29 protein-coding genes, 2 riboswitches and 1 other annotated feature are annotated in these 27,000 nt (G+C 28.5%); of the genes, 7 read left to right on the plus strand and 22 right to left on the minus strand.

Annotation, left to right across the window (positions count from 1 at the left end; genetic code table 11):
* Positions 1–10: 10 nt before the first annotated feature.
* Positions 11–295 carry a transcriptional regulator gene (locus tag KGF45_RS02685; RefSeq protein WP_227828440.1) on the plus strand — a complete coding sequence of 95 codons (285 nt, stop codon included), beginning with the start codon at positions 11–13 and terminating at the stop codon, positions 293–295.
* A gap of 82 nt (positions 296–377) precedes the next feature.
* On the opposite strand, the gene KGF45_RS02690 is transcribed toward KGF45_RS02685, so the two are convergent.
* The 13 genes from KGF45_RS02690 to KGF45_RS02750 form a co-directional block, all read right to left on the minus strand.
* A complete protein-coding gene (locus KGF45_RS02690) occupies positions 378–1,922 on the minus strand; it encodes a hydantoinase/oxoprolinase family protein (protein WP_227840252.1) in 1,545 nt (514 codons plus the stop codon).
* A gap of 20 nt (positions 1,923–1,942) precedes the next feature.
* Entirely contained in the window at positions 1,943–3,022 is a 1,080-nt protein-coding gene (locus KGF45_RS02695; protein WP_227828438.1) for a DUF917 domain-containing protein, read from the minus strand.
* A gap of 53 nt (positions 3,023–3,075) precedes the next feature.
* Positions 3,076–4,365 (minus strand): cytosine permease, encoded by a 1,290-nt coding sequence (locus KGF45_RS02700; protein ID WP_227828437.1) that lies wholly within the window; start codon positions 4,363–4,365, stop codon positions 3,076–3,078.
* 162 nt (positions 4,366–4,527) lie between these two features.
* Positions 4,528–4,739: a binding site (T-box leader), on the minus strand.
* A gap of 231 nt (positions 4,740–4,970) precedes the next feature.
* Positions 4,971–5,201, minus strand: a complete 231-nt coding sequence (locus tag KGF45_RS02705) for a hypothetical protein (protein WP_413840993.1) — start codon at positions 5,199–5,201, stop codon at positions 4,971–4,973.
* 194 nt (positions 5,202–5,395) lie between these two features.
* On the minus strand, positions 5,396–5,830 hold the full coding sequence (locus KGF45_RS02710; RefSeq protein ID WP_227828436.1) for an MOSC domain-containing protein: 435 nt from the start codon (positions 5,828–5,830) through the stop codon (positions 5,396–5,398).
* A gap of 34 nt (positions 5,831–5,864) precedes the next feature.
* Complete coding sequence (gene moaC, locus KGF45_RS02715) at positions 5,865–6,335, minus strand: cyclic pyranopterin monophosphate synthase MoaC (protein WP_227828435.1); 471 nt, start codon at positions 6,333–6,335, stop codon at positions 5,865–5,867.
* 3 nt (positions 6,336–6,338) lie between these two features.
* Positions 6,339–7,298 carry a GTP 3',8-cyclase MoaA gene (moaA, locus tag KGF45_RS02720; RefSeq protein ID WP_227828434.1) on the minus strand — a complete coding sequence of 320 codons (960 nt, stop codon included), beginning with the start codon at positions 7,296–7,298 and terminating at the stop codon, positions 6,339–6,341.
* 46 nt (positions 7,299–7,344) lie between these two features.
* Positions 7,345–7,848: a molybdenum cofactor biosynthesis protein B gene (locus KGF45_RS02725; protein ID WP_227828433.1), complete on the minus strand. Its 504-nt coding sequence runs from the start codon at positions 7,846–7,848 to the stop codon at positions 7,345–7,347.
* A gap of 62 nt (positions 7,849–7,910) precedes the next feature.
* On the minus strand, positions 7,911–8,726 hold the full coding sequence (yqeB, locus tag KGF45_RS02730) for a selenium-dependent molybdenum cofactor biosynthesis protein YqeB (RefSeq protein ID WP_227841769.1): 816 nt from the start codon (positions 8,724–8,726) through the stop codon (positions 7,911–7,913).
* Positions 8,727–8,914: 188 nt separating this feature from the next.
* A complete protein-coding gene (locus tag KGF45_RS02735; RefSeq protein ID WP_227828431.1) occupies positions 8,915–9,253 on the minus strand; it encodes a heavy metal-binding domain-containing protein in 339 nt (112 codons plus the stop codon).
* Between the two features lie 161 nt (positions 9,254–9,414).
* Positions 9,415–9,786 (minus strand): CoA-binding protein, encoded by a 372-nt coding sequence (locus tag KGF45_RS02740; protein WP_227828430.1) that lies wholly within the window; start codon positions 9,784–9,786, stop codon positions 9,415–9,417.
* A gap of 47 nt (positions 9,787–9,833) precedes the next feature.
* Entirely contained in the window at positions 9,834–10,337 is a 504-nt protein-coding gene (locus tag KGF45_RS02745; RefSeq protein WP_255287807.1) for a molybdenum cofactor guanylyltransferase, read from the minus strand.
* 124 nt (positions 10,338–10,461) lie between these two features.
* The gene (locus KGF45_RS02750; RefSeq protein WP_227828428.1) at positions 10,462–11,829 is read right to left on the minus strand and encodes a GTP pyrophosphokinase family protein; all 1,368 of its coding nucleotides are present in this window, start codon (positions 11,827–11,829) and stop codon (positions 10,462–10,464) included.
* 277 nt (positions 11,830–12,106) lie between these two features.
* Here KGF45_RS02750 and KGF45_RS02755 point away from each other — a divergent pair, with 277 nt between their 5' ends.
* Complete coding sequence (locus KGF45_RS02755; RefSeq protein WP_227828427.1) at positions 12,107–12,367, plus strand: autorepressor SdpR family transcription factor; 261 nt, start codon at positions 12,107–12,109, stop codon at positions 12,365–12,367.
* A 9-nt stretch (positions 12,368–12,376) separates the two neighbouring features.
* Positions 12,377–12,886, plus strand: a complete 510-nt coding sequence (locus KGF45_RS02760; protein ID WP_227828425.1) for an SdpI family protein — start codon at positions 12,377–12,379, stop codon at positions 12,884–12,886.
* A gap of 184 nt (positions 12,887–13,070) precedes the next feature.
* Here the strand turns inward: KGF45_RS02760 and KGF45_RS02765 are convergent, their stop codons facing one another.
* The 8 genes from KGF45_RS02765 to recQ form a co-directional block, all read right to left on the minus strand.
* Entirely contained in the window at positions 13,071–14,465 is a 1,395-nt protein-coding gene (locus KGF45_RS02765; protein WP_227828424.1) for a YfcC family protein, read from the minus strand.
* A 179-nt stretch (positions 14,466–14,644) separates the two neighbouring features.
* Positions 14,645–15,343, minus strand: a complete 699-nt coding sequence (locus KGF45_RS02770) for a thiamine phosphate synthase (protein WP_227828423.1) — start codon at positions 15,341–15,343, stop codon at positions 14,645–14,647.
* On the minus strand, positions 15,344–16,447 hold the full coding sequence (gene thiH, locus KGF45_RS02775) for a 2-iminoacetate synthase ThiH (protein ID WP_227841770.1): 1,104 nt from the start codon (positions 16,445–16,447) through the stop codon (positions 15,344–15,346).
* A gap of 16 nt (positions 16,448–16,463) precedes the next feature.
* On the minus strand, positions 16,464–17,234 hold the full coding sequence (locus KGF45_RS02780; protein WP_227828421.1) for a thiazole synthase: 771 nt from the start codon (positions 17,232–17,234) through the stop codon (positions 16,464–16,466).
* Positions 17,235–17,296: 62 nt separating this feature from the next.
* Positions 17,297–18,100: a sulfur carrier protein ThiS adenylyltransferase ThiF gene (gene thiF / locus KGF45_RS02785; protein WP_227841771.1), complete on the minus strand. Its 804-nt coding sequence runs from the start codon at positions 18,098–18,100 to the stop codon at positions 17,297–17,299.
* Entirely contained in the window at positions 18,093–18,287 is a 195-nt protein-coding gene (thiS, locus tag KGF45_RS02790) for a sulfur carrier protein ThiS (protein ID WP_227828419.1), read from the minus strand. Before thiS ends, thiF begins: the two co-directional genes overlap by 8 nt.
* Positions 18,288–18,335: 48 nt before the next feature.
* Positions 18,336–19,637, minus strand: a complete 1,302-nt coding sequence (gene thiC / locus KGF45_RS02795; RefSeq protein ID WP_227433195.1) for a phosphomethylpyrimidine synthase ThiC — start codon at positions 19,635–19,637, stop codon at positions 18,336–18,338.
* A gap of 142 nt (positions 19,638–19,779) precedes the next feature.
* Positions 19,780–19,891, minus strand: a riboswitch (TPP riboswitch).
* Positions 19,892–19,979: 88 nt separating this feature from the next.
* On the minus strand, positions 19,980–22,463 hold the full coding sequence (recQ, locus tag KGF45_RS02800; protein WP_227841772.1) for a DNA helicase RecQ: 2,484 nt from the start codon (positions 22,461–22,463) through the stop codon (positions 19,980–19,982).
* A 187-nt stretch (positions 22,464–22,650) separates the two neighbouring features.
* A riboswitch (FMN riboswitch) is annotated at positions 22,651–22,772 on the plus strand.
* 137 nt (positions 22,773–22,909) lie between these two features.
* Between recQ and ribD the strand changes: the two genes are divergently transcribed.
* The 4 genes from ribD to ribE all read left to right on the plus strand — a co-directional run bounded on the left by ribD (position 22,910) and on the right by ribE (position 26,503).
* Complete coding sequence (ribD, locus tag KGF45_RS02805; protein ID WP_227841773.1) at positions 22,910–24,022, plus strand: bifunctional diaminohydroxyphosphoribosylaminopyrimidine deaminase/5-amino-6-(5-phosphoribosylamino)uracil reductase RibD; 1,113 nt, start codon at positions 22,910–22,912, stop codon at positions 24,020–24,022.
* Positions 24,023–24,053: 31 nt separating this feature from the next.
* Positions 24,054–24,719: a riboflavin synthase gene (locus tag KGF45_RS02810; protein WP_227841774.1), complete on the plus strand. Its 666-nt coding sequence runs from the start codon at positions 24,054–24,056 to the stop codon at positions 24,717–24,719.
* Between the two features lie 22 nt (positions 24,720–24,741).
* Positions 24,742–25,935: a bifunctional 3,4-dihydroxy-2-butanone-4-phosphate synthase/GTP cyclohydrolase II gene (locus KGF45_RS02815; RefSeq protein ID WP_227841775.1), complete on the plus strand. Its 1,194-nt coding sequence runs from the start codon at positions 24,742–24,744 to the stop codon at positions 25,933–25,935.
* Between the two features lie 106 nt (positions 25,936–26,041).
* Positions 26,042–26,503 carry a 6,7-dimethyl-8-ribityllumazine synthase gene (ribE, locus tag KGF45_RS02820; RefSeq protein ID WP_227483246.1) on the plus strand — a complete coding sequence of 154 codons (462 nt, stop codon included), beginning with the start codon at positions 26,042–26,044 and terminating at the stop codon, positions 26,501–26,503.
* Positions 26,504–26,555: 52 nt separating this feature from the next.
* Here the strand turns inward: ribE and KGF45_RS02825 are convergent, their stop codons facing one another.
* Complete coding sequence (locus KGF45_RS02825; RefSeq protein ID WP_227841776.1) at positions 26,556–26,996, minus strand: hypothetical protein; 441 nt, start codon at positions 26,994–26,996, stop codon at positions 26,556–26,558.
* Positions 26,997–27,000: the final 4 nt, after the last annotated feature.

The following is a 27,000-nucleotide window of genomic DNA, read 5'->3' on the forward strand; positions in this document are numbered from 1 at the left end:
GGTGATTAAGGTGGCAAAAAATACAAAACAAACAACGGTTCACATTGATGAAACATTACTTAAAGAAGTTAAAAGAATAGGAATTAATGAAAATAAAAGTATATCTCAAATAATAAATGAATCAATAATAGATTATGTATTAGTTTACAGAGAAAACGAAGACAAAGAAAAAAATGAACACGATAAAAATTTAAATGATACAATAAATGCTTTTAAAAGAGAAGAAGAAAAAAGAATCGAGGAAAAAAGTGCTGCTAGAGCTATAGCAGAAGCGAAAAAACGAGTTCTCTACTAATAAAGATAAAAAATCGGTACAAACTATGCACCGATTTTTTTATATCTAAAACATATTTAAAAGCACTTAAATTTTCTTTAATTTATATCAAATCTCCAACAACTTTTACTTTTATAAGGAGTGCATTCCCTGGAAGATATGCAAGTGGAACATCTTCTATATTTAATACTTCTATAGTATCCTTTTTAGCACCTGCTTTTAAAGCTTTATTTATGGCTTCTTGTTTTGCATCTTCTATAGCATCTTCTCTAGACATTTTATCTAAGCTGTACACTTTTTCTACATCTCCACTTATTTGCCCTAAAGCCGCACCAATAGCATTTGCTGCGGTATAATGAGGAGGTCTTATAACATCACTTATGCCTTTTAGTTTTTCTGGGACAATTATACTTCCTCCACCAGTTAAAACTAATTCAACATCATTTTGGCTAGTCTTCATTTGGTCTACAGCATCTTCTAGTTTTAAAATTACTTTTTTATATACATCATCACAATAATCTTTATCTAAATTTTCAACATTACTTTTTCTATCCTCAAATGCCATGCCTAACTTTGTAACAACATCTGATAAAGTTAAAGTGTCACCACCAAATATTATTGCATCTTCAGTTATTCTATACCCTACACTCTCAGGGCCTATTTTTATATTGTCTTTTTCACCTTTTACACAAGTTCCCCCAGCAAGTCCAATGGTTAAAACATCTGGCATTCTAAAGTTTGTATGTACTCCTCCAATTGTAACAGGAATTGAAGATTCTCTAGGAAATCCATTGTATAATACACCTAAATCACTCGTAGTTCCTCCAACATCTAGTACTATTGCATTTTTTACTTTTGATAAAAAGGATGCTCCCCTTATAGAATTTGTTATTCCACATCCAATTGTGAAAATAGGATACTTCATTGTGTACTCTAAATTCATTAATGTTCCATCATTTTGACTAAAATATATTTCTGCATCTATTCCTAAATCTTTCAATGCTTTCTCAAATCCTAAAGAAACAGCCTTCCCTACTCTAGACAATGCAGAGTTTAAAATTGCTCCGTTTTCTCTTTCCAGGATACCTATATTACCTATTTCATTTGATAAGGATATTGGAATATCACCAAGAATCTCTCTAACCCATTTTGCAACTTCTTCTTCTTGTTGCTTATTTACAGGAGCAAATACTCCACTTATTGCAACACTTTCTACCTTACCTTTTATCTTATTGCAAAAATCTACTACTTCATCTTTACAAAGTTCATTTATCTTTCTTCCATCAAACTCATAACCACCAGATATCAATATTGAATCTAATTCTATTTTTTCTCTTAAATCTTCTGGCCAATCTATAAATGGTAAAATGGCAGTGGTTGCTGGTTTTCCTATTCTTATCATTGCTACATTATTAAGCCTTTTTCTTTCTACTATTGCATTTGTACAGTGAGTTGTACCAAGCATAGCATATTTTATTAATGAATGGTCAATTTTACTTTCATCTATAACTTTTTTTAAGGCATTATAAACACCAGTTTCAACATCTTTTGTAGTTGCTACTTTAACTGAATGGATTACTTTTAATTCTTTATCCAGTATACAAGCATCTGTATTTGTTCCTCCAACGTCAATTCCTACACGATACATCAAAATTTCCCCCTAAATTTTTATTTTCCTTGTAATTCTTCTACTGTTTTATACTCTACATCATACCCAAAGTATCCAGGTCCAACTGTCTCAATTCCTTTTTTAGTTCTCCATTTTTCATTACAAGGAAAAGCTACTACCATCACACGAGAACCATATTTTATTCTTTCTGTAGTTATTGGGAATCCAGTTTCTAAATCTAATATTGCTATTAAATCTGGTGTAATACAAAGTGGTGTACTACCTTTTTTTGCAATTAGATTTTCATTTTGGAATAGTACAGAGTATTCTCCATCATATCCATTAATTCCAGCAAAGAATGCATGCCCTCTAGTAAACCCACCTTTTAATTCTCTTTTAATATCAACTACTTTTCCTTCAAATAATTTGTATCCTTTTAATTCTTTCAATATATTTTCAATAGCACCTTTTGAGTCTGACTTATTCTCAAGTAAAAATCCTCCTATAGTTTCAGCTATAGTCAAGGTATTTCCTATAGCAGCTTTTTTAACTTGAGCTCCGCTTAAATTATAGTCACTAATAGAAGAACTTCCTCCCATTTCTACTGTTAAAGTTCTAGCCAATCTTTCTGACCAAATTCCATCAACAGGATAAAGGATAGCTGAATTACCCTTTTCATCAGCCATTACAGCAGGTGATGCTTCATATCCTTCAAGATAAAAAGTTACCATTTGAGCTTCCGGAAACGCTCTACCCATAGAGTCTGCATCCAAAATAGGAAGCCCTTTTTTTGCAGCAACTGCTATTGGCATAAGTGAATTTATTCCCCCTATTTCTATAGGAATTATAACATCAACTTTTCTATTCAATAATTTTTCCATTATCTCTAAAGGAGTAGTTAATTCCACTTCAGAAAGTAATTTTTCTATTGTAATTACAGGAGAACCCATACCAGATACTGGTACTACTAAAGCATCATCCTCTAGTTCATCTAAACTAATCACTTTTACAGGTCCATACTTTTTAATTGCTTGTTTTGCAACTAATTTACCTATGTATGGGTCTCCTCCTCCTCCAGTTCCAAGCACTGCTGCGCCAACTGCTATTTTATCCACGCTTTCTTCTGTTAAAAATCTCATGTTACTTTCTCCTCATATCCCAAATTTATTTTATACTTTACAAGCATATTTCATTAAACTGCTTTTTTTACTTCTTGTTTGTTTTTTGATGAACAAATCGCTTTTCCAATAATTGATTGTATTATAAATCCTGCTATAAATCCATCTAAAGGTGCTATAGTAGTAAGAGTTATAAATCCATATGTAGAAAGGTATGTTATTAATATACCAATTATCCAAGATATTATTGAATGTTTAACTATTGGTTTGTATGCTATCCCCTTATCAAATCCTTTAAGTTCTTGTTTTACTATATAATATTCTGCTGTATACACACCACCAACAGGTGCAATAACAATTCCAAGTAAATTTAAAAATCCTATAAATCCTTCATATATTCCAAATACAGCTAATAAAGTTGCTACAACACCAAGAACTATAGTTAATACTTTTTCAGGAGCTTTTTTTAGTACAAGAGCTATACTTAGTGATGCAGAATATACATTGCTTGTATTTGTAGTCCATTGAGCTAATGTAAGTACAATTATACCTGGTATAGCAATTCCTAATGTAATAAAAATTCTCATAATATCTGAAGTACCCATACATTTTACTAATATTATTGATACTACTATCATAAAGGCATTTCCAAATTGTATCCCTAGAAAACTTGAAAGTGCACAATCTCTTCTACTTTTAGCCCAGCGACTTATATCAGGAGATACTATTGCTCCAACTATTATTATACTCATTGATAGAGAAACTCCACCTGCAAATGTCATAGTCGATTTCATATTATCATCAACTGGAATTCCATTTGCTTTAAAAGACAAGAATATAGTTAACATCATAAGAATTAATAAGAATGGTACTGAATACACACTTAATTTTTCCATTGCTTTATATCCATAAATAGCTGTACTCATCATCAAAAGACCACCTATGAGGCTTAAAACTTGCATGCTCACATCTAGATTAAATATATCTTTTATTATTATTTGAGCATTTTGAGCAAAGAAGCCTACTTGAACTCCAAACCATCCTAATAGAGAAACCCCTATAACTAGAGAAAATATTTTTGCTCCAGCTTCTCCAAATACATATTTTGTTATCATAGATGTAGATAAACTTGTAGATGAGCCAACTAAAGAGCATATAGTATACAAAATAGCAGAAAAAAATGAACCTACAATTACTGATAATATTGCTTGTTTCATTGGCATACTTTGAGCTAACTCAGCTCCTAAAATAACAGATGATAAATCCACGCCTATCGCTACTAGCACTGAAAACATAGCTACCCAACCACGTTTTTGATTCTCTGGAACCTGTTCCAAGGCATAATTAATTTTTTCTTCTTCCATTTTCATCCCTCCATTAAAATTGTAAAACCATTTAGTTAGTTTATTTTACAATTTTCTAATTTATAAATTTATTAACAACTATATATTTATAATTTTCATTTAATATATAGTTTTAAATTTTCTGAAATAATTTTATAATAAAAAACGCCTCTTGGAAAAAATCCAAGAGACGAATACAAATCCGTGTTACCACTCTTATTAGTAAAAATTTATTTTACTCACTCATTTTCTTAAGGCGAATTAAACCACTACTACAATAGAGCTGTAATAGTATTCTCCAAAGTTCTTTTCACACAAATTTCAATATTAGTTCTCAGCTAAATCTAACTCTCTGTAAAATTCCTTTATGCTACTTTCTTCTTCTGCGAATCTACGTTATTTATTTATGATTTATATCATAATATATATGCAATATTTTGTCAACTTAAAAAGTAAATTACTTGTATTTTTTAGTTTTATATGTAACTTTTTATATTATTACTGTATTTATATTTTGTATTTTTTAAATTTAATAAAATTTTATATTATTTTTATATACAATTGAATATAATTTTACAAATTATTTTCATTTTATATGATGGATACTACTTGTTACTGAGGTAAAATTATACATTCAATTCAAAATCTAACTTATCTTGTTCTATGCCATTAATGATGAGTACAATCGAATGAGTTCCTGAGTAATATTTCCTTACACTTACATCTGCAAAAGAATGTTTTTTCGTGTAAAGCTTCTTCTCATTTTCTTTTAATAAAACCTCTGATATTTTAAAAATCTTCCTCTTTCTTTTTCCGCATATGAGTATCTCTCCTCCCATATTTAATTTATTAATCATATCTCATATTATACAACAGTATGTTATATTGTTAAATCTATCTATTTAAAATACTTTACACTACACATTCTGAAATATTGTGAAGTATCTCCTGACAGTAAAAATGTCCGAACAGCCTATAAAACAAGGCTATACGAACATTTAAGAAAATTTTTAAATATAATCAGAAATTTATTTTAAGTTTAATCAAATTTTTATTGAATTATATCTATTGAATCTCCAATATTTATAACTCCTTCCTTTAAAACCTTAACAAAAATTCCTTCGCGTGGCATTACACAGTCCCCTGTTAATTTTTTAATCTCACATCCATTATGACACTTTTTCCCTATTTGAGTTACTTCAACTTCACATTTGCCTATCTTTAATTTTGTACCAACAGGTAATGAAAATACTTCTATTCCTTCTGTAGTTATATTTTCAGCAAAGTCTCCAAATTTTAATTGGTCAAAGCCTCTCATTTTCATTTTATCTATACTTTCTTTTCCAAGTAAACTTATTTGACGATGCCAGTTTCCTGCATGTGCATCTCCAACTATTCCATAATTTATTTTTAGTTCTGCACATTGCACAGGAACCTTAATGACACCCTTTCTGTCACTTATATTTATTGACACTACTTTAGCCATATTTCCTCCAAATTTTCACCCATATATTCTTAAATTATTCAAACTTAAAATCACCTGATTTTCCACCAGTTTTCTCCACAAGATGTATATTGCTTATGACCATCTTTTTATCAACTGCTTTACACATATCATAAATTGTAAGCGCTGCTAAAGAACAAGCATTTAATGCTTCCATTTCTACACCAGTTTTGCCAAGCGATTTACAGGTTGCATATATTTTAATAGCAGACATAGAATCATCTATCTCAAATTCTAAATCACATCCAACCAATTTAATTTGATGGCACATTGGTATATTTGAAGATGTATTTTTAGCTCCCATTATCCCTGCAACTTGAGCTACGGATAATACATCTCCCTTTTTTATTTGTCCATTTTTTACCTTTTCTAAAGCTTCTTTGCCAAGAGTAATCGTAGCTGTTGCTATAGCAGTTCTCTTAGTATCATCTTTTTCACTTATATCTACCATTTTAGCATACCCTTTTTCATTTATGTGCGTTAACATTACCTATCCTCCAATTTCATACATACGTCTATTTGTATCACTACATTTATTTTCTATTAAATGATGTTTTTCTGGCTTTTCTTTTATTATATCTTTCATAGTTTCTCTAAATAACAATGGTTTATGTAAAAGTGGTTTTATATCTATTTCTTCTTTTGAATGTAGACACAGTTTTATTGCACCACTAGAGGTAAGTCTAATACGATTACAAGTGTTGCAAAATGAACAGCTTAATGGAGTTATAATTCCTATTCTTCCTTTTGCTCCTTTAAACTTATAATATTCTGCTGTACTTTTTTCATCATTTTTAACTTTATATAAACCATATATTTTTTCAACCATTTCTTTTACATTAAAATATCCTTTTTTGTAGACTCTATTAGCTTCACCTAATGGCATAAGTTCAATAAATCTTACATCAATTGGTGATTTAACTGTTAAAAACATAAAGTCTTTAAGCTCATCATCATTAAATCCATTTATGGCAACACAATTTACTTTTACTTTTATACCTAAATTTAAACATGACTCAATCGATTTTAATACTTCTTTTAAATTGCCGCCTCTTGTCACAGATTTATATTTATATTCCTTTAAAGAATCTAAGCTTATATTTACTTTATTCAGACCACATTCTTTAAGCTCAAATATTCTATCAGAAAGTCCAAGAGCATTAGTTGTCATTCCTATATTTTCTATTCCACATTCTTCTCTTGTAAACCTTATAAGTTCATTTAAATTGGGATATAAAAGAGGCTCTCCTCCAGTAAATCTAACCTTTGTTATCCCTTGTTCTGACATAGCCTTTATAATAAATTTATAGTCTTCAAAACTTAGATTATCGTTTATATAATTTTTTTCAAATTTAACATCTGGTGGCATACAATAAACACACCTTAAATTACACTTATCTGTAAGTGAAATACGAAGGTAGTCTATTTTTCTTCCATACTTATCAATCATACTTTATCTACCTCTTTGTCTATTTTTTATCTATCTGAATTATATACTATTTTTTGTTATTAGTGGCACATTCTGTGGCTTCTCCTCTTAAAATTTCTATGCCATGGTCTAAGACATCAATAATGAAGCTTAGATTTTCAACTGCACCTTTGGGACTTCCAGGTAAATTTATTATTATAGAATTATTCCTTATTCCACTTACACCCCTACTTAGTATAGCTTTTTTAGTAATTTCTGTAGATTTCATTCTCATGTATTCACTAAGACCTGGTATCTCTCTTTCTAAAACATCTTTAGTAGCCTCTGGAGTTATATCTCTCTTTGAAAATCCAGTACCTCCATTGGTAAGAATTAAATCTACTTTATTACTGTCACAAATTTTTATAATATTTTCCTTTAACATTTCCTTATCATCTTTTATCAACACATATTCAATAACTTTATAATTCCCTGTATTTTCAACAAATTCAGTTAATTTTTTGCCTGTTATGTCTTCTCTTTTCCCTTCATAGCCCTTATCACTAAGTGTTATAATTGCTACATTAAACATATGGTTTCACCCCTTTACATATTAATTAAACTTTTATAAATAAAAAATCTATTTAATAGAACCTATTCTGGTAATATTCCTTCTGATAATAATGCTTCTAAAACTGCTCCTGCTATACAACGTCCTTTATCTGATATCGTAAATGAATTTTTTACTTCTTTCATTCGAGGGTCTATATCCAATATCTTTAATCCTTTTTCTATTTGTGAACCATTTCTCAATATGCCTCTCAAAACACCATCTAAAGAAGTTTTCACTTCTATTTTATTTCCATTTTTTTCAGTGATATAACATATTATATCTCCTTTTTTAACTACATCTCCTATATTACATATAGTTTCTATTATTCCAACGTTCTCAGAATAAAAAACTCGGTCTTTAGTTATACCCAATATAGCACCTGGTATTCCTGTATTTTTTAAAGCATATCCTTCTCTTATCACTTTTCCTAAATTATGTCCTCTCATAGTTTCAATAACTATATCTGCATCTTTACCTGCACAAAACCCTGGACCCAAAGCTATTGTAAGTGGTGCCATCGCTTTATTTGTTCCAATATTTTTTTTTGCAAGTATACAATCTATAACTGCTACAGGACGTATTTCATCTATATATTTACCTTTTGGGTCTATTATTAGCGCCACTTTTCTTTTATTTAAAGCTTTTTTTATTTCTGTTTTATCTTTGCAATACACACAATAGACACCTTCCACAGAAACTTCCTTTTCATAAATAGCCTCACTAAAAGAAACTTTCCTTCTTATTGCAAGAGGAGTTTCAACTTCTAAAGCAATTATTTTAAAACCACAGTTATGTAACTTGTGTATAACTGCTGTTGCTAAATCTCCAGCTCCTCTAACTATTATAACATTGTTCATATTTTCTCCTACTAATAAAAATTTTAAAGTCTATACTTTATATTATATAATATAATTTTACTTATTTATATAATATCATCTTATTTTATTATCATAATGGTTAAAAATTACTTTTACCTGATATTTTTCAAACAAAAAGAGACATCCATAAAATTTATAAAAGATGTCTCTTTCTAATTACTTATACTTTATTTTTCAGCTATATCATTGTTATCTTCTAAAATAACTGCTGTTCCATAAGCAAGCATTTCTGCTGCTCCTTGCATAACTGAAGCTGAAGACAATCTAAATGCTATTATTGCATTTGCACCTTTAGATTCTGCATCTTCAACCATTCTGCCTATTGCAATTTGTCTTGCTTCTGTAAGCATTTCATTATATCCTGTAAGTTCTCCACCAACAAGATTCTTAAAGCTTGCTCCTATATCTTTTCCAACATGTTTTGCTCTTATTGTACTTCCTCTAACTAATCCTAACACTTCTGCTATTTTTTTTCCTTCTACTTTTTCTGTAGTTACTATTAACATAATATATCAACTCCTTAATATTCCTGTTTAATATATTATATCATGTAAATAGGAATTTTCTTAATAAATCTTTTAATTTGATACTTTATCTAGGAAATCTATATTATAAAATAAGATATTTCGTTAACCAATTATGTTCTTAATCATTTCTATATATAATTTTACTTAGTTAACTCATCATATAAACTTAAATTGTATTCTACATTCAATTTTAAATCCTTAATTTTTTTAATAATCATTTCACTAAAGCTTCCTTTTTCAAACCAGATATTTTGTATGTCTAAAAGTTCTATCTCTTCTAAAATGGCATCCATCTTAGACTGCTTATCTATAATAGCTACAACATCAATATTGTGTGGTACGTCTTTTAGACACTCATATACATCTATACCTTCAATATTCTTTTTCTCTTCATCTATAGCAACAACTTTGTACATATTCTTTTTAAGTTCATCTAATATTTTATATGCTTTGCTTCCTTCGTCACTATTATTTAATATCACTGCCCAAGAATCACATTTAAGTAAATTCATAAATTCTCCTCCATATAAATCCTACTCTATTTTACAACCGTAGCTAATTAAACTTCAGTCAATTTTTTATACTCATCAATAGTATTTACATTTAAAAATAAATCTTCGTTATCAAAGTATATATAGCTTTTATCTATTTTTTCTATAAGAGTTCTAAGCTTCAAATCATTTTTCCCTATACATAAAGATACTTTATTTATTATACTCTTTTTGTATCCAGAACACAATGGTTGTAACTTTCCATTTGTTACTGAAATTACACTTTTATCATCCATTTCATCAGCTATTTTTTCGACTATTTCATTATTTAGATACGGCATATCACATGCAACTGTAACTATATCATACTTTGCATGTTCAAGAGCAGTATATATTCCTCCTATTGGACCAACATTTTTTATTATATCATTATAAACTTTAATGTTATATTTTGAATATAATTCTTCATTATTAGATACTATTATTACTTCATCAAAATTTTTAAAAACTTCTATTGCAATTTCAATAAAAGGCTTTTCATGTAATTCTAAAAAAGCTTTATCTTTCCCCATTCTAGAGCTTTTCCCTCCTGCTAAAATTACACCTGTTCTCTCTATACAAATCGCCTCCTCTAAAATACTTTTATTTATATATATTTGAAAAATGGCGCTATTGCGCCATTTCAATATTGATTGACTACTCAAAAACCTGAATAATTTTTTCTTTAAATGCATTCATAAGTTTTTCTTTTTCTTCTAAATATTCACTATAACACTCATACTCTCTACAGATACAATTTATAATTTCACTTGATGTAAAATTGATTTTTTCAAGATTATAGTTATATAAAATTTCAACACTATCAACTTCACTTATACTATTAAAAATACAATTATATATATCTTCAATTATAAATTTACTATCTTCTTCAAATTGACATAAGAGTTGTTCTCTATTTTCTTCAAGCAATACATTTTCCTTTATAAACTCTACAAAGTTTTCAAAGTCTTCAGTGTTATTACATGGTTCTATTTCAAACAATATCCTAAAAAATAAGTTCCATGGAAACTCCGTATTTAGTCTACTTCTAAAATGATTTCCTAAATCATTACAGAATTTATCATCAAATGTAGGTTCTCTTTCAAACTCTATTTGGTCATTAAAATCTATATCTTTATTTACAATTTCATTTAATCTTGCAAACTCATCGAGCATAAAATTACCTAAAACTTCATCGCTTATATCTTGTTTATTAAAAGAATAACTTAATATAGTTTCACATGGCTTTTTAAAATCCACAACAAAACCTATACTTTTATTCATCTTTTCTGAAAAAGCATCGTACACTAATTTTGCAAAGAGCTTTTCAATTTCTTTTTTACTTCCTTTCATGTTAAAAGACTTTCCTGAGTGAAAGTTTTTATAAATACTCAAAAGCTGATTATCTATCATAGTAAGATTATTCTTTATAGAGTCCATCATATCCTTTATAAATTTATCAGCAAGTAAATATGTGTTATTTTTATAAATTATTTTATGTTCAATCTCACTCCAAAACACATTTACAAGAGATTTAATTTGAAGTTCAAATTTTACCTCTCTATCTAAATATGCAAAAACTCCATCTATCTTATATATTTCAAATCCATTTTTTTGCTTATTAGGTTGTCTTTCAGACAATTTTAATTTAATATTTTTATTTTCTTTATTATAGTAGTTTATTTTATCATCTGTTTTATTAAAGTATCTTCTTAAAAGCCTATATATCTTATTTTCATCCTCAATAAATCTACACTCAATTCTTAGTCCTATTAAATCAGATACATTATGAATAAGATTACTTGCCTCCCCATATTTTTTTAAATATCTATTTCTAATTATCTTTTCCCGTAAACTTGATTCTGATTTTATTCTAGAGGTTACATTTATATACTCTTGATTTTTTTCATCCAAGATATTTTCAAAGTACTCTTCTATTTCATCTGATATAGTTTCTAATGTTGGAGACATTGTCCTCAACATTTCTATAGACTCTTCAATAAAATCAAATTCTTTTAATCCCATAAATTTTTACACTCCTATGTTTAATAACTGTTAGCTATTTCAGTTCTTTATATTTAACTACATTCTTATTTTAACATTTTTTCCTATTATAAGTAAGTATTCTCCAAAAACCTTCATATATATTTCAAATTAGAATTAAAATATCAGATAAAATTAAAAGATTTCGTAATAATGAAGTTATAAAAATAGTGGATTTTTTTTCCTAATACGAGTATACTATAGATATAAACATTTAACTAATTAGTTAAATATTTATATCTATAGCAAGGAGGATATTATGGTAAAAGTATTTAAAGCATTAAGTGATGAAACTAGAAGAGAAATTTTAAAATTACTTAATGAAAGAGATATGAATGCAGGAGAAATAGCAAGTCATTTTAATATGTCTAAACCAGCAATATCTAAACATTTAGATATTTTAAAAGATGCAGAACTTATTAGCTCAGAAAAAATGGGACAATTTTTGATTTATTCTATTAATTTATCAGTCCTTCAAGAAGTACTTGGAAACTTCTTGGATATTTTTAAAAAGATATAGGAGGTTATTATGGAAAATATAGGTTTAATATTACTTGTAGCATTATTAATTATAAACTATGTAAATGCACCAGAAATTTTAGGTTTTTCAAAAGATAACCCAAAAGTTAAAACTGCAAGAAGGTTACAAATGTTATTTTTAATAGTCGCAGTTGGAAGATTTATCATTCCTTTACTAGGTATAGATGAGATATTTTCTTATGAAATTAACGACAAAGTATCAGTTATAATAAATGCCATTATAATTATGTATTTTGGTAATTTATTACCTAAGCTACAAATTTATAAGAACATAGATACTAAATATGCTTGGGCCATTGGAGATGAAAAAATATGGAAAAAGGCAAGTAAGATTTTTGCGTATTTATCATTTGTTATAGCTATTGGAATGATTATATTGAGTTTTTACTTTGATTCAGCTACAGTCACAACAGCATGCCAGTTCATATGGTTTGCAATACCTTTATTATATTTATTGCTTCATTATAGAAATAAATTTAGAGCTCATACTCCTAAATAAATAATTATAAATATAATAAAATAAAGCAACTTCTTCTTAAAGGAAGCTATAATTTGTTTTAATATTGAAATGAAACATTTATAAAATAAATTGCCACCAAAAAATTTATGGTGGCAATTTATTAATAATCATATTTTTAGTATTTTATATAATTTCTAAATATATTAAATTAAACTCTCTTAAATTAAAAACCTATATAAATACCTATTGTTAAAAAAACTAAAGATACAGCTGTTAAAATCAACAATATAGGCATTATAAATTTTACCCATTTTGAAAAAGGAACATGAGCTACCGCAAGTGCTCCCATTAGTACTCCAGATGTTGGAGTTATAAAGTTTGTAAGACCTACCCCAAATTGATAAGCAGTTACTATAACTTGAGCTGATATATTAACTAAATCACCAAGAGGAGCAAGAACAGGCACTGTAAGTGAAGCAAGTCCTGAAGATGATGGAATCAAAAATGCCAACGCAGCTTCCAAGAAAAATGATAGATATACAAATATAACCTTTGGAAGTCCACCTAAAAAGCTTGCTGCAGAATTTAATATAGTATCTATTATGAATCCATTTTGAGCAATTATTACAATTCCACGAGCTAAAGCTATTGCAAGAGCAGCTGATGCTAAATCTTTTGCTCCATCTATGAAACTATCAGAAATTTCACTTTGTGACAATCTACCAACTAATCCAGAAAGTACACCTATCGCAGCAAAACACATTGATATTTCTGGGATATACCATCCTTGGCTTAAAACACCCCAAATCATTATCGCCATTCCTATTCCAAATATAGCAAGAACAGATACTTCTTTAAAAGTAAACTCTTTTATTTCAGTTGAAGTATGATTAAGTATTGATTTATTATTTTTATCTATCTCATACACTATTGAGCTTTCAGGGTTTTCTTTAACTTTTTTAGCATAATACATTACAAACGCTATACTGATTAATATATATGCTATAAAAATCACTACTCTATATGCTACTCCTGAACCAGGAGCAAGTTGAGCTAGTGCTTGTGCAATACCAACTGAGAATGGATTTATTGTCGATGCAGCCGCTCCTGCCGCTGCTCCTATAAATACAATCGCAATGGCGGTTAGAGAATCATATCCTAAGGATGTCATAAGTGGAACAAATATCATATAAAATGGTAATGTTTCTTCTGCCATCCCAAATGTAGTACCTCCAAGACCAAATAAAATCATTGATATCGGAATTATAAGTAGTTCTTTTCCTTTAAACTTCGATATAACTGATGCTATTCCTGCTTCTATAGCTCCAGTTCTATTTACAATACCAAAAGCACCTCCAACTATTAAAACAAATCCTACAACTTCTGCTGAATCAATAAAACCTTCTATAGGCGCTTTAAAAACATCTGTAAATCCTTGAGGATTACTTTCTACACTTTGATAAGTCCCTGGTACAACAACCATCCTACCTTCTACATCTTCTCTACTAAATTCACCACTTGGTACTATCCAAGTTAATATTGCCATTAAGACTATTAGCAAGAATATAATTGTAAAAGTGTGTGGTATAATAAATCGTTTCTTCTTACTGTCAATCATTATAATGTCCTCCATACTTTACTAAATTTTGAATCTATATAGGATATTTTTTAATCTCTCTGACTAAAGTTTTCCCTTTTTACAATTTTTTATTAGCAAAGATACAAAATAAAAAAGCTCTCTTTTAGATTTTAAAAGATAGCTTTTTTTATTTTTATTCAATTTAAATACTTTACTTCCTATTTTGCTAATTGAATTTTTTCATTATAATTTGATATTGTTTCTTCAATATTTTTAGATTTCATTATAGTTGACATTACAGCAAAATCATCACAGTATTTTAATGTTTCTTTGACATTAGATGGTAGAATTCCTCCAAGTGCAACTATCTTAATATCAGTAATTTTCTTAGCTTCCTTTAAAAGTTCAATTCCTTTTGGCAATAAATTTTCTTTACACTTAGTTTCATATATATGTGATAATGTTATGTAATCTATTTTTATATTTTGTTTTCTTATTATTCCTTCTAGATACTTTACTTCTTCTACTTTATGTAATGATAATCCCAATATTTTATTTTTATTGAAATTATACCTATTTCCCAGTAAATTCAAAAACAATTTAAATGGAAGATGAATACCTTGACAATCTATCTTTTCAAAAAATTCTATATTACTATTTATTATGAAGTTTACGTTAAAGGCATCATTATTTTCTTTCTTTTTTATACTGTTCTTCAAGCTTTCATCCAATATTTTTTCTTGAAAATTAATGCACTTGATTTTCTTTTTTATCTTTATATATAAATCTTTTAATGCTTCATATTCTAAATCTTTTTCTCTTATTATAATATTTTCTACGCCATTCAATATAGATTCTTTAATAACCTCTAAGTATCGTTCCTCACTACATAAATTTCTATTTGTTATCAAATACATCTAAAATCTTTCCCAATCTTTAAATACATGTTGATAACCAATTGAATTTAGCATTTTCTCTATATCTTCAACAGTACTTTCATCATTTATTTTGAATTGAGCAGTATCATGTTCATCTTGAGAATGACCTCCTACATCTGTAGATACACCTGCACTTAATTTAGTTACCCCTAAAGGTATTATATGACTTCTCATTTCTAAATTTTCTCTAGTAGATATATTTAAAGCTGCATGAGGGTCAAACAGTCTCATACAAACCATAGCTTGAACTAAATCAGTATCACTTATATCTACTAATTCTTCAAAACAACCTTTGAATGGTCTCATTCTTGGTGTTGAATATGAAAGCTCAATATGAGGATATTTTGTTTTTAGATATTTCCCATGCAATATCGTAAAGAAGGTCTCTTTTCTAAAATCATTTAATCCTAAAAGCGCTCCTATTGATAGAGTTCTCATACCTGCCTTTGCTCCTCTTTCAGGAGCATCTAATCTAAATTTATAATTTGATTTTGGCCCTTTTAAATGTACTCTTTTATATATTTCCTCATCATAAGTCTCTTGGTATACAGTTAGACCTTCAACACCTTTGTCTACAATATACTTATATTCATCTACTTCCATCGGATATACTTCAATTCCTATAGATGGAAATTTATCTCTTAATATTTCTATAGCTTCACCTATATATTCTACACTTGAATGAAAACTACTTTCACCAGTTAAAACAAGTAGGTGTTTGAAACCTTCTTTTGAAATTTCATTTCCTTCCTCTCTAATTTCATCCATAGTTAGTTTTTTTCTTTTTATTCCACTTTTTATATTGTAACTACAATAAACACATTGATTTACACAGTAATTTGCTATATACATTGGGGTATATAGACAGACTGTCTTTCCAAAATATTGAACACTTAATTTATGTGCTTTTTGTGCCATAGCTTCTAAATATTTTACAGCAGTTTCAGAAAGTAAATTTAATATATCAAAATCCTCAAGTTTGTCTTTTGATAAACTTCTTAAAACATCATTGTCTGTAACATTATTTAAATATCCATCAAAATCAAAATCCCTATATTTTTCTATTACCTCATAAAAACTCATCATCAATCACCACTTTCTATAAATTGCCTAAAAAACCTGTTAAAGGAGAAGATGCGTTTGCAAATTCTGATACACTTCCTGCTTTTGCTATATAAGCTTCTCGTCCACCTTCTACAGCTAACTTAAATGCTCTAGCCATTTGCACCGGGTCACCTGCTGAAGCTATAGCAGTATTAACAAGTACTGCATCAGCTCCCATTTCCATAGCTTCCATAGCTTGAGATGGTTTACCAATACCTGCATCAACTATTATTGGTATATCTAATTCATCTATCATTATTTTTATCATTTCTTTCATTTGAAGACCTCTATTTGAACCAATTGGAGCACCAAGAGGCATAACCGCTGCTGCTTTAGCTTCTATAAGTCTTCTTCCAGCATAAAGGTCTGGTGTCATATATGGAAGTACTATAAATCCCTCATCAGCAAGTATTTTTGTAGCTTTTATAGTTTCTTCATTATCAGGAAGTAAGTATCTAGTATCTGATATTACTTCTATTTTTATAAAGTCTCCACAACCCATTTTTCTAGATATTCTAGCTATTCTTACAGCTTCTTCTGCATTAGTAGCTCCTGATGTATTTGGAAGTATAGTCATTTCTTTTGGAATATATGTTAAGATATTTTCTTGTTTATTATCTAAATCTACTCTTCTAAGTGCCATTGTTATTATTTCGCTTCCACTTTCTTTGATTACTTTAGGCAATATATCATTTGAGCCATATTTACCTGTTCCAACCAATAATCTACTATTAAATTCATGTCCTCCAAGTACTAATTTATCCATTTTCTTTCCTCCCAGTCTTAACTTTTTCAATTTTCAATCTTTTTATTTTGTGACTCACGCATTTACATATCTATAAGTATTTGTGTTGCCAAATTTGCCATATGATTTGCGCAAATAGCTACTCTTGGTGCCATAAGTCCTTCTCCAAATTTAGCTTCATTTACAAAATCTCCACATATATAAAATCTATCTCTTATTTTCTTAGTAGTTATTATATTTGAATCATAATAACCTGCCATACCTGATGATGCTATCAAATATTTATCTTTCAAGTTTAGTAAGGTATAATTACAAACTTGTGCTTTACATGAAGCATCATCGAAAGCTTCAATTATCAAATCTGCCTCTTTAAGTACATCCATATTGTATTTATTTAAAAAAACATTTTGCGTTTTTAATTTTACAAATGGATTAATTTTTGTTATATTTTCAACCATAGCATCTGTTTTTAGTTTTCCTATATCGTCTATAAAGTATTGCTGTCTATTTAAGTTAGATGGCTCTACAACATCATAATCTATAAGTAGAAGTTCTCCAACTCCAATTCGAGCTAAAGAGATAGCTATATTGGATCCAAGTCCACCTAGTCCCAATATAGCAACTCTTCCTTTTTTTAATTTATTATGCACATTTGGAGTATGCCTAGCTATCAACAAGCTTTCTAGCTCATCAAAAGAAGGCTTAACCCCTTTTTGTATAAGTGTTAATTTATCATTTTCAGAAAGTGGAATGTCAGCTTTAATTGAATATCCATTCAACACCAATACATCACATTTGTGATTATAATTATCTCTAACTTTATAGGCAGTTGTATTTTCTTCAACATCTGTTAATATTTCATTTACAAAGATTTTTATTTTAACCACCTCCAATAAAGCCAATAAGTTCTACAACATCTTCATCTTTTAATATATATGTATTGTAATTAGATTCTTCAACTATTTCTAGATTTATCTCAACTACAACTCTATCACTCTTTAAGTTATATTTATTCAACAAATCTATAACAGTTAAATTTTCTTTGAATTCAATATTCTTGCCATTAACCTTCACTAACTCACCTCCTCCTTTTGACTTTATTCAACCAATCTTCAGTACAAATTATATTAAATTAAGTTCCTCATTGTTTAATATTTTCTTAACTGTTCTCATTGAACACATTTTTCCACACATAGTACAACTATCTTCATGAGTAGGAGTTGACTCATCTCTATATCTTTTAGCCTTTTCAGGGTCTATTGCAAGTCTAAACATTTCACACCAGTCTAAATCTGCTCTAGCTTTACTCATTTTGTTATCCCACTCACGAGCTCCTTTAACATTCTTAGCTATATCTCCTGCATGAGCAGCTATTTTAGCAGCTATTATCCCTTCTTTCATATCATCTAAATTAGGTAATCTTAAGTGTTCTGCTGGAGTTACGTAGCATAAAAAATCTACTCCTTTAGCACATGCTAATGCTCCTCCTATTGCACTAGTTATATGGTCATAACCTGGTGCTATATCCGTAACCAATGGTCCAAGAACATAAAAAGGCGCTCCATGACATAGTCTTTTTTCTAACACTACATTTGCTTCTATTTCATCAATAGCCATATGACCAGGGCCTTCTATCATGACTTGTACATTTCTTTCCCATGCTCTTTTAGTAAGCTCTCCTAATACAACAAGTTCTTGAATCTGAACACCATCTGTAGAATCTTTTATACAACCAGGTCTGCAAGCATCTCCTAAACTTAATGTGACATCATATTCTTCACATATATCTAAAATCTTATCAAAATTAGTATAAATAGGATTTTCTTTATTATTTAACTCCATCCAAGCAAATAATAATGAACCTCCTCGAGATACTATATGAGTCAATCTTTCATGATTTTTTATCTTTTGGCAAACACTTCTAGTAAGACCAGCATGTATAGTAATAAAATCAACTCCGTCAATAGCATGTTGTCTTATTACATTTAAAAATTCTTCTTCTGTTATATCCTTTAGTTCTTTTTCTAAATACCCTACTGCATCATACATAGGAACCGAACCTATCATTGCAGGTGACATTTCAACAACTTTTTCTCTAAATTCTCTAGTTTTTCCATAGTTACTTAAATCCATTATTGCTTCAGCTTTCATGTCTATTGCCACTTTAACTTTTTCAAGTTCATTTTCTATATTCTTACAATCTCTTGAAATTCCTAGGTTTACATTTATCTTTGTTCTTAAATTTTTACCTACACCTTCTGCACTTAAGGATTTATGATTTTTGTTAGCAGGTATAACAACTTGTCCCTTTGCTATTAATTCTCTTAATTCATTTACATCTACTTGTTCCTTTTGAGAAACGATTTCCATTTCTTTAGTTATTATGCCTTTTCTAGCAGCATCCATTTGCGTTGTATAATTCATATTACATTCCTCCAAGATTAAAGTTATAGTTTTTAACAATAAAAAAAGTGCTTTTCCTTGTTTTGGAAAGCACTCTTATAATCATATATACACTTAGACAAATTTCTCACTATACAGAATAATTTATCTATTTATATAACAAAATTATATTACAAAGCTTCCCTTCGCAAGCATTATCTTGATCAGGTTATTAGGGTTTGTAAGTTACGGCTTTATCTCTCAGCTAGCCAATTCTAGCGCCCCTAGCTCTAAATTTTTATCATTTTTACAAATTCAGTATAACACAGCAAAAATATTAGTTCAACACAATAATACAAATTTTATATTTTAATCCACCTAACTTTACTCTAATGATACACCTTTTTTCGAATTTTCAAGATAAGTTTTAAGTATTACAGCCCTTATATTTTCATACTTTATTGAATCTGGAAGTTTTCTTTTTATGTTATTTAAATTTTCATAACCTATTTTTTCACACACTTCTAAAATCATTTTCTTTTCATCTTCAGTATAAAAACTTTCTAAATCCAATGTAAATGACATACTCTGCCCATCTTTCACATAATCATATACATATCCAATAACTGTAGATAAGGATACTTCTATTTCTTGGCTAACACTTTGTATGTCCTTCCCTTGATTTAGTAAATCTAATGCTATTTCATTATTTTTTCTGCTTTCTCCATCTAGTATCAATTTTCTTTTTTTCTTTTTCTCCCAATTAACATCAATACTATTTTCTTTTACATAATGTTTAACTTCATCTAAAATACTAGCCCCATACTTTTCAATTTTTACTTCACCTATACCTGAAATATCCTTTAATTGTTCTTTATCAATGGGATATCTTCCACTTATTTCTTTCAAAGCTTTATTAGTTAAAATCATGTATGGAAGTAATTTTTCTTTTTTAGCATATTCTTCTCGAATATTTATTAGCCTTTCATATAAAGCTTTATCTGTATTAACTTCAAGAAATTCACTATTATCATTCGTTAAATCGATATTTTTTTCTTTATCTTTTTTATTTATATTATTTTTTTCGACATATTCCTTGATTAGTGTTTCAAAATCTTCACCATATTTTTGATATTTAATTTCTCCTACTCCGGATATATTTAGCATTTCTTCTTTATTGACTGGATAACTACTAGACATAGCTCTAAGTGTTCCATCTCCAAAAACCATATATGGAGCTATTTTTTCTTCACTTGCAATTAAGTGTCTTAACTCTCTTAAAGCATTATATAATTCATCTTCTACTTCTAGGGATTTTGTCATTACAATTTCCTTAAATTCTACCTTTGCCTCACCCTTCAAAACTTTCATAGACATATCATTTAATCTTATAGTTGGGTAACTTCCTCTGTTTCCGCTACCTAAAGTTTCGACTAAATCTAAAAACCCATGAGAAACTAATGTATTTATAAAATTCTTCAAGTCTTCACTTGAATAATCTCTCATAATATTATATGTAGACAAAGTATCTAAACCAAGTTGTAAAATTTTTTTGTTTTTAGACCCTCTAAGTACATCTACAATAGTAGTAACACCATAGCTTCTTTTCATTCTAGCTACACATGAAATAACTTTTTGAGCTTCTATGGTTTTATCTACTATTTCCCCCTCCACTAGACAATTACTACAGTTATTACAATTTTCTACATGATTTTCCCCAAAATAATTTAATATTGTCTTTCTATAACAAGAATTACTATAGACTAAATCAATCATATTCTGAAGTTTTTTATGTTGAAATAATTTTCTTTCAGGATTTTCAACACCAATATCTATTAAATATTTTTGTATATGTACATCTCCTGGAGAAAATAAAAGTATACATTCACTTTTTTCTCCATCCCTACCAGCTCTCCCTATTTCTTGGTAGTAATTTTCTACACTTTGAGGCATATTATAGTGTATAACCCATCTTATATTGGGCTTATCAATACCCATTCCAAATGCATTTGTTGCTATCATTATATCTATATTATCATTTATAAAATCTTCTTGATTCTTATTTCTTTCATTTTTAGATAAACCTGCATGGTATTTTGATACAGATATATTTCTCTTTGCTAAGCCATTATAAATATTTTCAACTTCTTTTCTAGTAGCTGTATATATAATTCCAGACTCATTTTTATGATTTTGAATATAATCTAAAATATATTTATTTTTACTAGATGATTTTACTATATTTATTGCTAGGTTTTCTCTATCAAACCCTGTTATGTAACAATCTGGACTCTCTAAACACAATAAATTTATTATATCAGCTCTTACCTCTTCTGATGCAGTAGCTGTAAAAGCTGTGACTATGGGTCTTTTAGACAAACTATTGATAAACGTAGAAATCCTTCTATAGCTCAGTCTAAAATCATGTCCCCATTGAGATACACAATGTGCTTCATCTATTGCAATTTGGCTTATGTCATTATCATTTATTAGTTCAAGAAATTCTTGAGTATCTAATCTTTCTGGAGCAATATAAAGTATTTTATAAGTATTTTTTCTAATATTACTTAATATTTCATTAAATTCTTTGTTTCCCAATGAACTATTTATAAAAGCAGCATCGATTCCCATGGCTTTTAAAGCGTCTACTTGGTCTTTCATAAGAGATATAAGTGGTGAAATCACTACTGTCATTCCATCTAATATCAATGCTGGAAGTTGATAACATATAGATTTTCCTCCTCCAGTTGGCATTATAGCTAATACATCTTTTTTATTCAAAATAGAATTTATTATGGACTCTTGGCCTTTTCTAAAACTTGTATATCCATAGTATTTTGATAATATTTCTAAAGGTTTTTTGTTCATATATTTCTCTCCCAATTCAAATTAATTAAACTTCTTTTCTGATTATGTTCAAATTTTTATTTTTATATTCACAATCGCATTATTCCAAAGTTTCTAGATGTTATATATTATATATTAACATATATTTTTTAAAAAATAGTTTGCAAAGTAAAATAATTTATGATACATTCTAAATATAAATTTAATACTTAATCTTCGGGGTAGGGTGAAATTCCCAATCGGCGGTATAGCCCGCGAGCTGAGTTAGAACTTGGTTGATTTGGTTAAATTCCAAAGCCGACAGTAAAGTCTGGATGGAAGAAGATATATGCTAAATAAGTGTTTTTGTAGAGCAGTTTTGCTATACATTTATGCAATATTTATTGTAGATTATTCTAGACCCTGAGTTAATTCTCAGGGTTTTTTGTTTGAAAATTATCTAAGTTTAAATAGGAGGTGTAAATATTGTGAAATTTATAAGTCAAAAAGAAAAAGATATTTATTATATGAAAAAAGCTATTGAATTGGCCAAAAATGGAGAAGGTTTTGTAAATCCAAATCCATTAGTGGGATGTGTAATTGTTAAGGATAACGACATAATAGGTAAAGGATATCATGAGAAATTTGGCTCTAATCACGCTGAAATAAATGCTATAAATAGTGCTAATCAAAGTTTAAAAGACACTACTCTTTATGTAAATTTAGAACCATGTTCTCATTATGGCAAAACACCTCCTTGTGTAGATAAAATTATTCAAAATAAGATTAAGAGAGTCGTAATATCTACATTAGACCCAAATCCAATCGTTTGTGGTAATGGAGTAAAAAAACTAAGGGACAATAACATTGATGTTACTGTAGGTGTATTAGAAAAAGAAGCAAAACAATTAAATGAAATATTTTTTTACTACATAAAAACAAAAAAACCTCTTTGTATTGTAAAATCAGCAATAAGTTTAGATGGCAAGATTGCCACAAAATCGCTAGAATCAAAATGGATATCTAATGAATCATCAAGATATCTAAGTCATAAGTATAGAAATAAATATCAAGGTATAATGGTTGGGATAAATACAGTTTTAAATGATAATCCGCTGCTAACTTGCAGACTTAACCAGGAAAATGTATCTCACCCTGTAAGAATAATAATAGACACAAATTTAAAATTGCCAGTTGATAGCAAATTAGTTAAAGATAAAAACAGTAAAACTATAGTTTTTACATGTTGTGAAGATAGTGAAAAATCATCAGTTCTAATAAAAAATAATATTGACGTAGTACTTTCTCCTAAAAAAAATAATATGGTAGATTTAGAATTTGTAATGTATAAATTAGGCGAATTAAAAATTGATTCTGTTTTAGTTGAAGGTGGTGCTACACTTAATGACAGTCTATTTAGAAACAATTTAGTTGATAAAGTCAAATTATTTTTATCACCTAAAATTATAGGTGGAAAAGATGCTCCTACTTTCGTTTCTGGAGAGGGAATAAATTACTTATCAGATGCTATACAATTAGAAATTAAGAATGTAACTTTAATAGATGGAGATATTTTGGTGGAGTCTGATGTTTTAAATTAAATTTATAAATATACATGTCTAGGAGGTCAAAATGTTTACTGGCATAGTAGAAGAAGTTGGAATACTTAGAAAAATCACAGCTAATGGCAAAAGTGGAAAAGTCACCATACAATCAAATAAAATACTAGATGGCACAAATCTTGGAGATAGTATTGCTGTAAATGGAGTTTGCTTAACTGTTTCAAGTTTAGGTAAAAATGAATTTACTGCTGATGTCATGATGGAAACAGTTCGTTCCACAAATTTAAGTTCATTAAATCCAAATGATAAAGTAAATCTCGAAAGAGCTATGAGTCTTTCTTCTAGATTTAGTGGACACATAGTAACAGGTCATGTTGATAGTAAAGGTACTATTTGTAAATTTGAAAAAGATGAAAATGCAGTTTTAATAAGCATACAATCATCCAAAGAACTTTTATCAACAATAATACACAAAGGCTCTGTGGCTATTGATGGTGTAAGCCTAACTATAGCTTATCTAGATGATGAAATATTTAAGGTTTCTGTTATACCTCATACTAAATTTAACACTACTCTCTTAACTAAGAATGTTGGAGATTTTGTCAATTTAGAAAGTGATGTAATTGGAAAGTATGTTAATAATTTTCTTGTAAAAAACTACAAGGAATTAAATTCTAATAGTAATAACTATAAATCAAATATAGATAAAGAATTTTTATTTAAAAATGGTTTTTAAAAATAATAAAGGAGTGAATTACATGTTTAATACTATTGAAGAAGCTATTAATGATATCAAAAATGGAAAAATGGTAATCGTAGTTGATGATGAAAGTAGAGAAAATGAAGGAGATTTATTGATGGCAGCTGAAATGGCTACAGCTGAGACAATAAACTTTATGGCTACATATGGTAGAGGACTTATTTGTCTACCTGCTACTGAAGAAAAATTTAAAAGTTTAAATATACCTCTTATGGTTAAAGAAAATACAGACACATTTCAAACGGCATTTACTGTCACTATAGATGGCATAGACACTTTAACAGGTATATCTGCATATGAGAGAGCTGAGACTGTCAAACTATTCTGTAATGAAAGTTCCACAAGTAAAGATTTTAAAACGCCTGGACATGTATTCCCATTAATCGCAAAAACTGGAGGTGTCCTAGTTAGAGATGGTCATACAGAAGCTTCTGTAGACCTTGCTAGACTTGCAGGATTTAAAGAAATTGGTCTTATCTGCGAAATAATGAAAGATGATGGTACAATGGCAAGAGTTGATGATTTAATGATATTTAAAGAAAAACATAATTTAAAAATAATTACTATAAAAGACTTGATAGAATATCGTAAAAGAAATGAAACCACTATAGAAAAAATTTCTAGTGCTTTTCTTCCAACAAAATATGGAAATTTTGAAATCATAGGATATAAAGATATTTATTCAAATGAAGAACACATTGCACTTACTTACGGAAATGTAAATGAAGAAAATACACTAGTTAGACTTCATTCTGAATGTTTAACAGGTGATGTATTTCATTCTTTAAAATGTGATTGTGGCCTACAATTAGAAACTTCTATGAAAAAAATTGTAGAAAATGGGAGTGGTGTTTTAATTTATATGAAACAGGAAGGTAGAGGTATTGGCCTTTTAAATAAAATTAAAGCTTATAAGCTTCAAGAAGAAGGTTATGATACTGTTGAAGCAAATTTAATGCTTGGATTTGAAGAAGATATGAGGGATTTTTATATAGCTGCTCAGATATTAAAAAACTTACATATAAAAAGTATAAATCTTTTAAGTAATAACCCTAACAAAATAAACCAGTTAGAAAAATATGGAATAAAGATTGAACATAGAGTTCCTATTAATGAAGAAATCAATGATTTTAATAAATTATATCTAAAAACTAAGAAGGATAAAATGGGACATCTATTAGATATTATATAGCTAATGGTATTTAATTTTTATTCTACTAAGTAATTTTTATTACAATAATATGTATACATACTAAAAATATAAATTTATAACCTAAATAAAATTGGAGGAAATAAAAATGATATATGAAGGAAAACTTATTGGAAAAGACTTAAAAATAGGTATAATAAACTCTCGTTTTAATGAATTTATAACATCAAAACTTTTATCTGGTGCTCAAGATTGCCTTTTAAGACATGATGTTACTCAGGAAAATATAGAAGTAGTTTGGGTACCTGGAGCTTTTGAGATTCCTCTTGTTGCTCAAAAAATGTCTAAGAATGGTAAGTATGATGCTATAATATGTTTAGGATGTGTTATAAGAGGTGCTACTTCTCATTATGATTATGTATGTAGTGAAGTATCTAAAGGCATTGCAAAAGTATCTTTGGATAATGAATTACCTGTTATATTTGGAATAGTAACAACAGAAAATATTGAACAAGCTATTGAAAGAGCTGGCACAAAAGCCGGAAACAAAGGATATGATTGTGCTATGAATGCACTAGAAATGGCAAACCTATTTAAGGTTCTAGATTAAATACTATTATTGATTAAATAGTGGAAATTAAAATAGAGACTATAAAATACTATTAAGTACCAAGATGGCAAAGCATATTTGTCTTTTGGTACTTAATAATTTTAAACATGATTATATATGAAACTGCAATAACTCTATTAGTAAAGGATATTGAAACATAGTTTTCTACATAGTTACTTAAAAGAATATTTTGTTTAGAAAAAATTAGTTTTCTACATCCTAATTGAGTGAAAAACTCTTGTAATATTCTTATGTCTATACTTAATGCGTCATCTGAGATTAATACATACAAAGTTGCTTTCTTAATAGAAACTTTGGTTTGTACATTTCTAATATAGTTTTCAACATCACCTTCAAATAGATAGTGATAAAATGGTACATTTGGTATAGGCTGTATTGAAAAGGATATTCTATCCTTTAAATCATTATCTTTATGATAAAACATAAAACAGTCACGGCATACTACAACAATATACTCATTCTTACTGAACAATTTA

This window comes from Clostridioides sp. ZZV14-6154, assembly GCF_020657785.1.
Taxonomy (GTDB): Bacteria; Bacillota; Clostridia; order Peptostreptococcales; family Peptostreptococcaceae; genus Clostridioides.

Bases quoted from the DNA above. Each gene is read 5' to 3' on its own strand.
- KGF45_RS02690 (WP_227840252.1), bottom strand. From the start codon at position 1,922: ATGTATCGTGTAGGAATTGACGTTGGAGGAACAAATACAGATGCTTGT.
- KGF45_RS02695 (WP_227828438.1), bottom strand. From the start codon at position 3,022: ATGAGATTTTTAACAGAAGAAAGCGTGGATAAAATAGCAGTTGGCGCA.
- KGF45_RS02700 (WP_227828437.1), bottom strand. From the start codon at position 4,365: ATGGAAGAAGAAAAAATTAATTATGCCTTGGAACAGGTTCCAGAGAAT.
- KGF45_RS02705 (WP_413840993.1), bottom strand. From the start codon at position 5,201: ATGATTAATAAATTAAATATGGGAGGAGAGATACTCATATGCGGAAAA.
- KGF45_RS02710 (WP_227828436.1), bottom strand. From the start codon at position 5,830: ATGGCTAAAGTAGTGTCAATAAATATAAGTGACAGAAAGGGTGTCATT.
- moaC (WP_227828435.1), bottom strand. From the start codon at position 6,335: ATGTTAACGCACATAAATGAAAAAGGGTATGCTAAAATGGTAGATATA.
- moaA (WP_227828434.1), bottom strand. From the start codon at position 7,298: ATGATTGATAAGTATGGAAGAAAAATAGACTACCTTCGTATTTCACTT.
- KGF45_RS02725 (WP_227828433.1), bottom strand. From the start codon at position 7,848: ATGTTTAATGTAGCAATTATAACACTTAGTGATAAGGGCTATGAAGGG.
- yqeB (WP_227841769.1), bottom strand. From the start codon at position 8,726: ATGAACAATGTTATAATAGTTAGAGGAGCTGGAGATTTAGCAACAGCA.
- KGF45_RS02735 (WP_227828431.1), bottom strand. From the start codon at position 9,253: ATGTTAATAGTAACTACAGAAAAAGTAGAAGGAAAAAAAATAGCAGAA.
- KGF45_RS02740 (WP_227828430.1), bottom strand. From the start codon at position 9,786: ATGAATTTACTTAAATGTGATTCTTGGGCAGTGATATTAAATAATAGT.
- KGF45_RS02745 (WP_255287807.1), bottom strand. From the start codon at position 10,337: ATGGGGAAAGATAAAGCTTTTTTAGAATTACATGAAAAGCCTTTTATT.
- KGF45_RS02750 (WP_227828428.1), bottom strand. From the start codon at position 11,829: ATGGGATTAAAAGAATTTGATTTTATTGAAGAGTCTATAGAAATGTTG.
- KGF45_RS02755 (WP_227828427.1), top strand. From the start codon at position 12,107: ATGGTAAAAGTATTTAAAGCATTAAGTGATGAAACTAGAAGAGAAATT.
- KGF45_RS02760 (WP_227828425.1), top strand. From the start codon at position 12,377: ATGGAAAATATAGGTTTAATATTACTTGTAGCATTATTAATTATAAAC.
- KGF45_RS02765 (WP_227828424.1), bottom strand. From the start codon at position 14,465: ATGATTGACAGTAAGAAGAAACGATTTATTATACCACACACTTTTACA.
- KGF45_RS02770 (WP_227828423.1), bottom strand. From the start codon at position 15,343: ATGTATTTGATAACAAATAGAAATTTATGTAGTGAGGAACGATACTTA.
- thiH (WP_227841770.1), bottom strand. From the start codon at position 16,447: ATGAGTTTTTATGAGGTAATAGAAAAATATAGGGATTTTGATTTTGAT.
- KGF45_RS02780 (WP_227828421.1), bottom strand. From the start codon at position 17,234: ATGGATAAATTAGTACTTGGAGGACATGAATTTAATAGTAGATTATTG.
- thiC (WP_227433195.1), bottom strand. From the start codon at position 19,637: ATGAATTATACAACGCAAATGGATGCTGCTAGAAAAGGCATAATAACT.
- recQ (WP_227841772.1), bottom strand. From the start codon at position 22,463: ATGAACAAAAAACCTTTAGAAATATTATCAAAATACTATGGATATACA.
- KGF45_RS02810 (WP_227841774.1), top strand. From the start codon at position 24,054: ATGTTTACTGGCATAGTAGAAGAAGTTGGAATACTTAGAAAAATCACA.
- KGF45_RS02815 (WP_227841775.1), top strand. From the start codon at position 24,742: ATGTTTAATACTATTGAAGAAGCTATTAATGATATCAAAAATGGAAAA.
- ribE (WP_227483246.1), top strand. From the start codon at position 26,042: ATGATATATGAAGGAAAACTTATTGGAAAAGACTTAAAAATAGGTATA.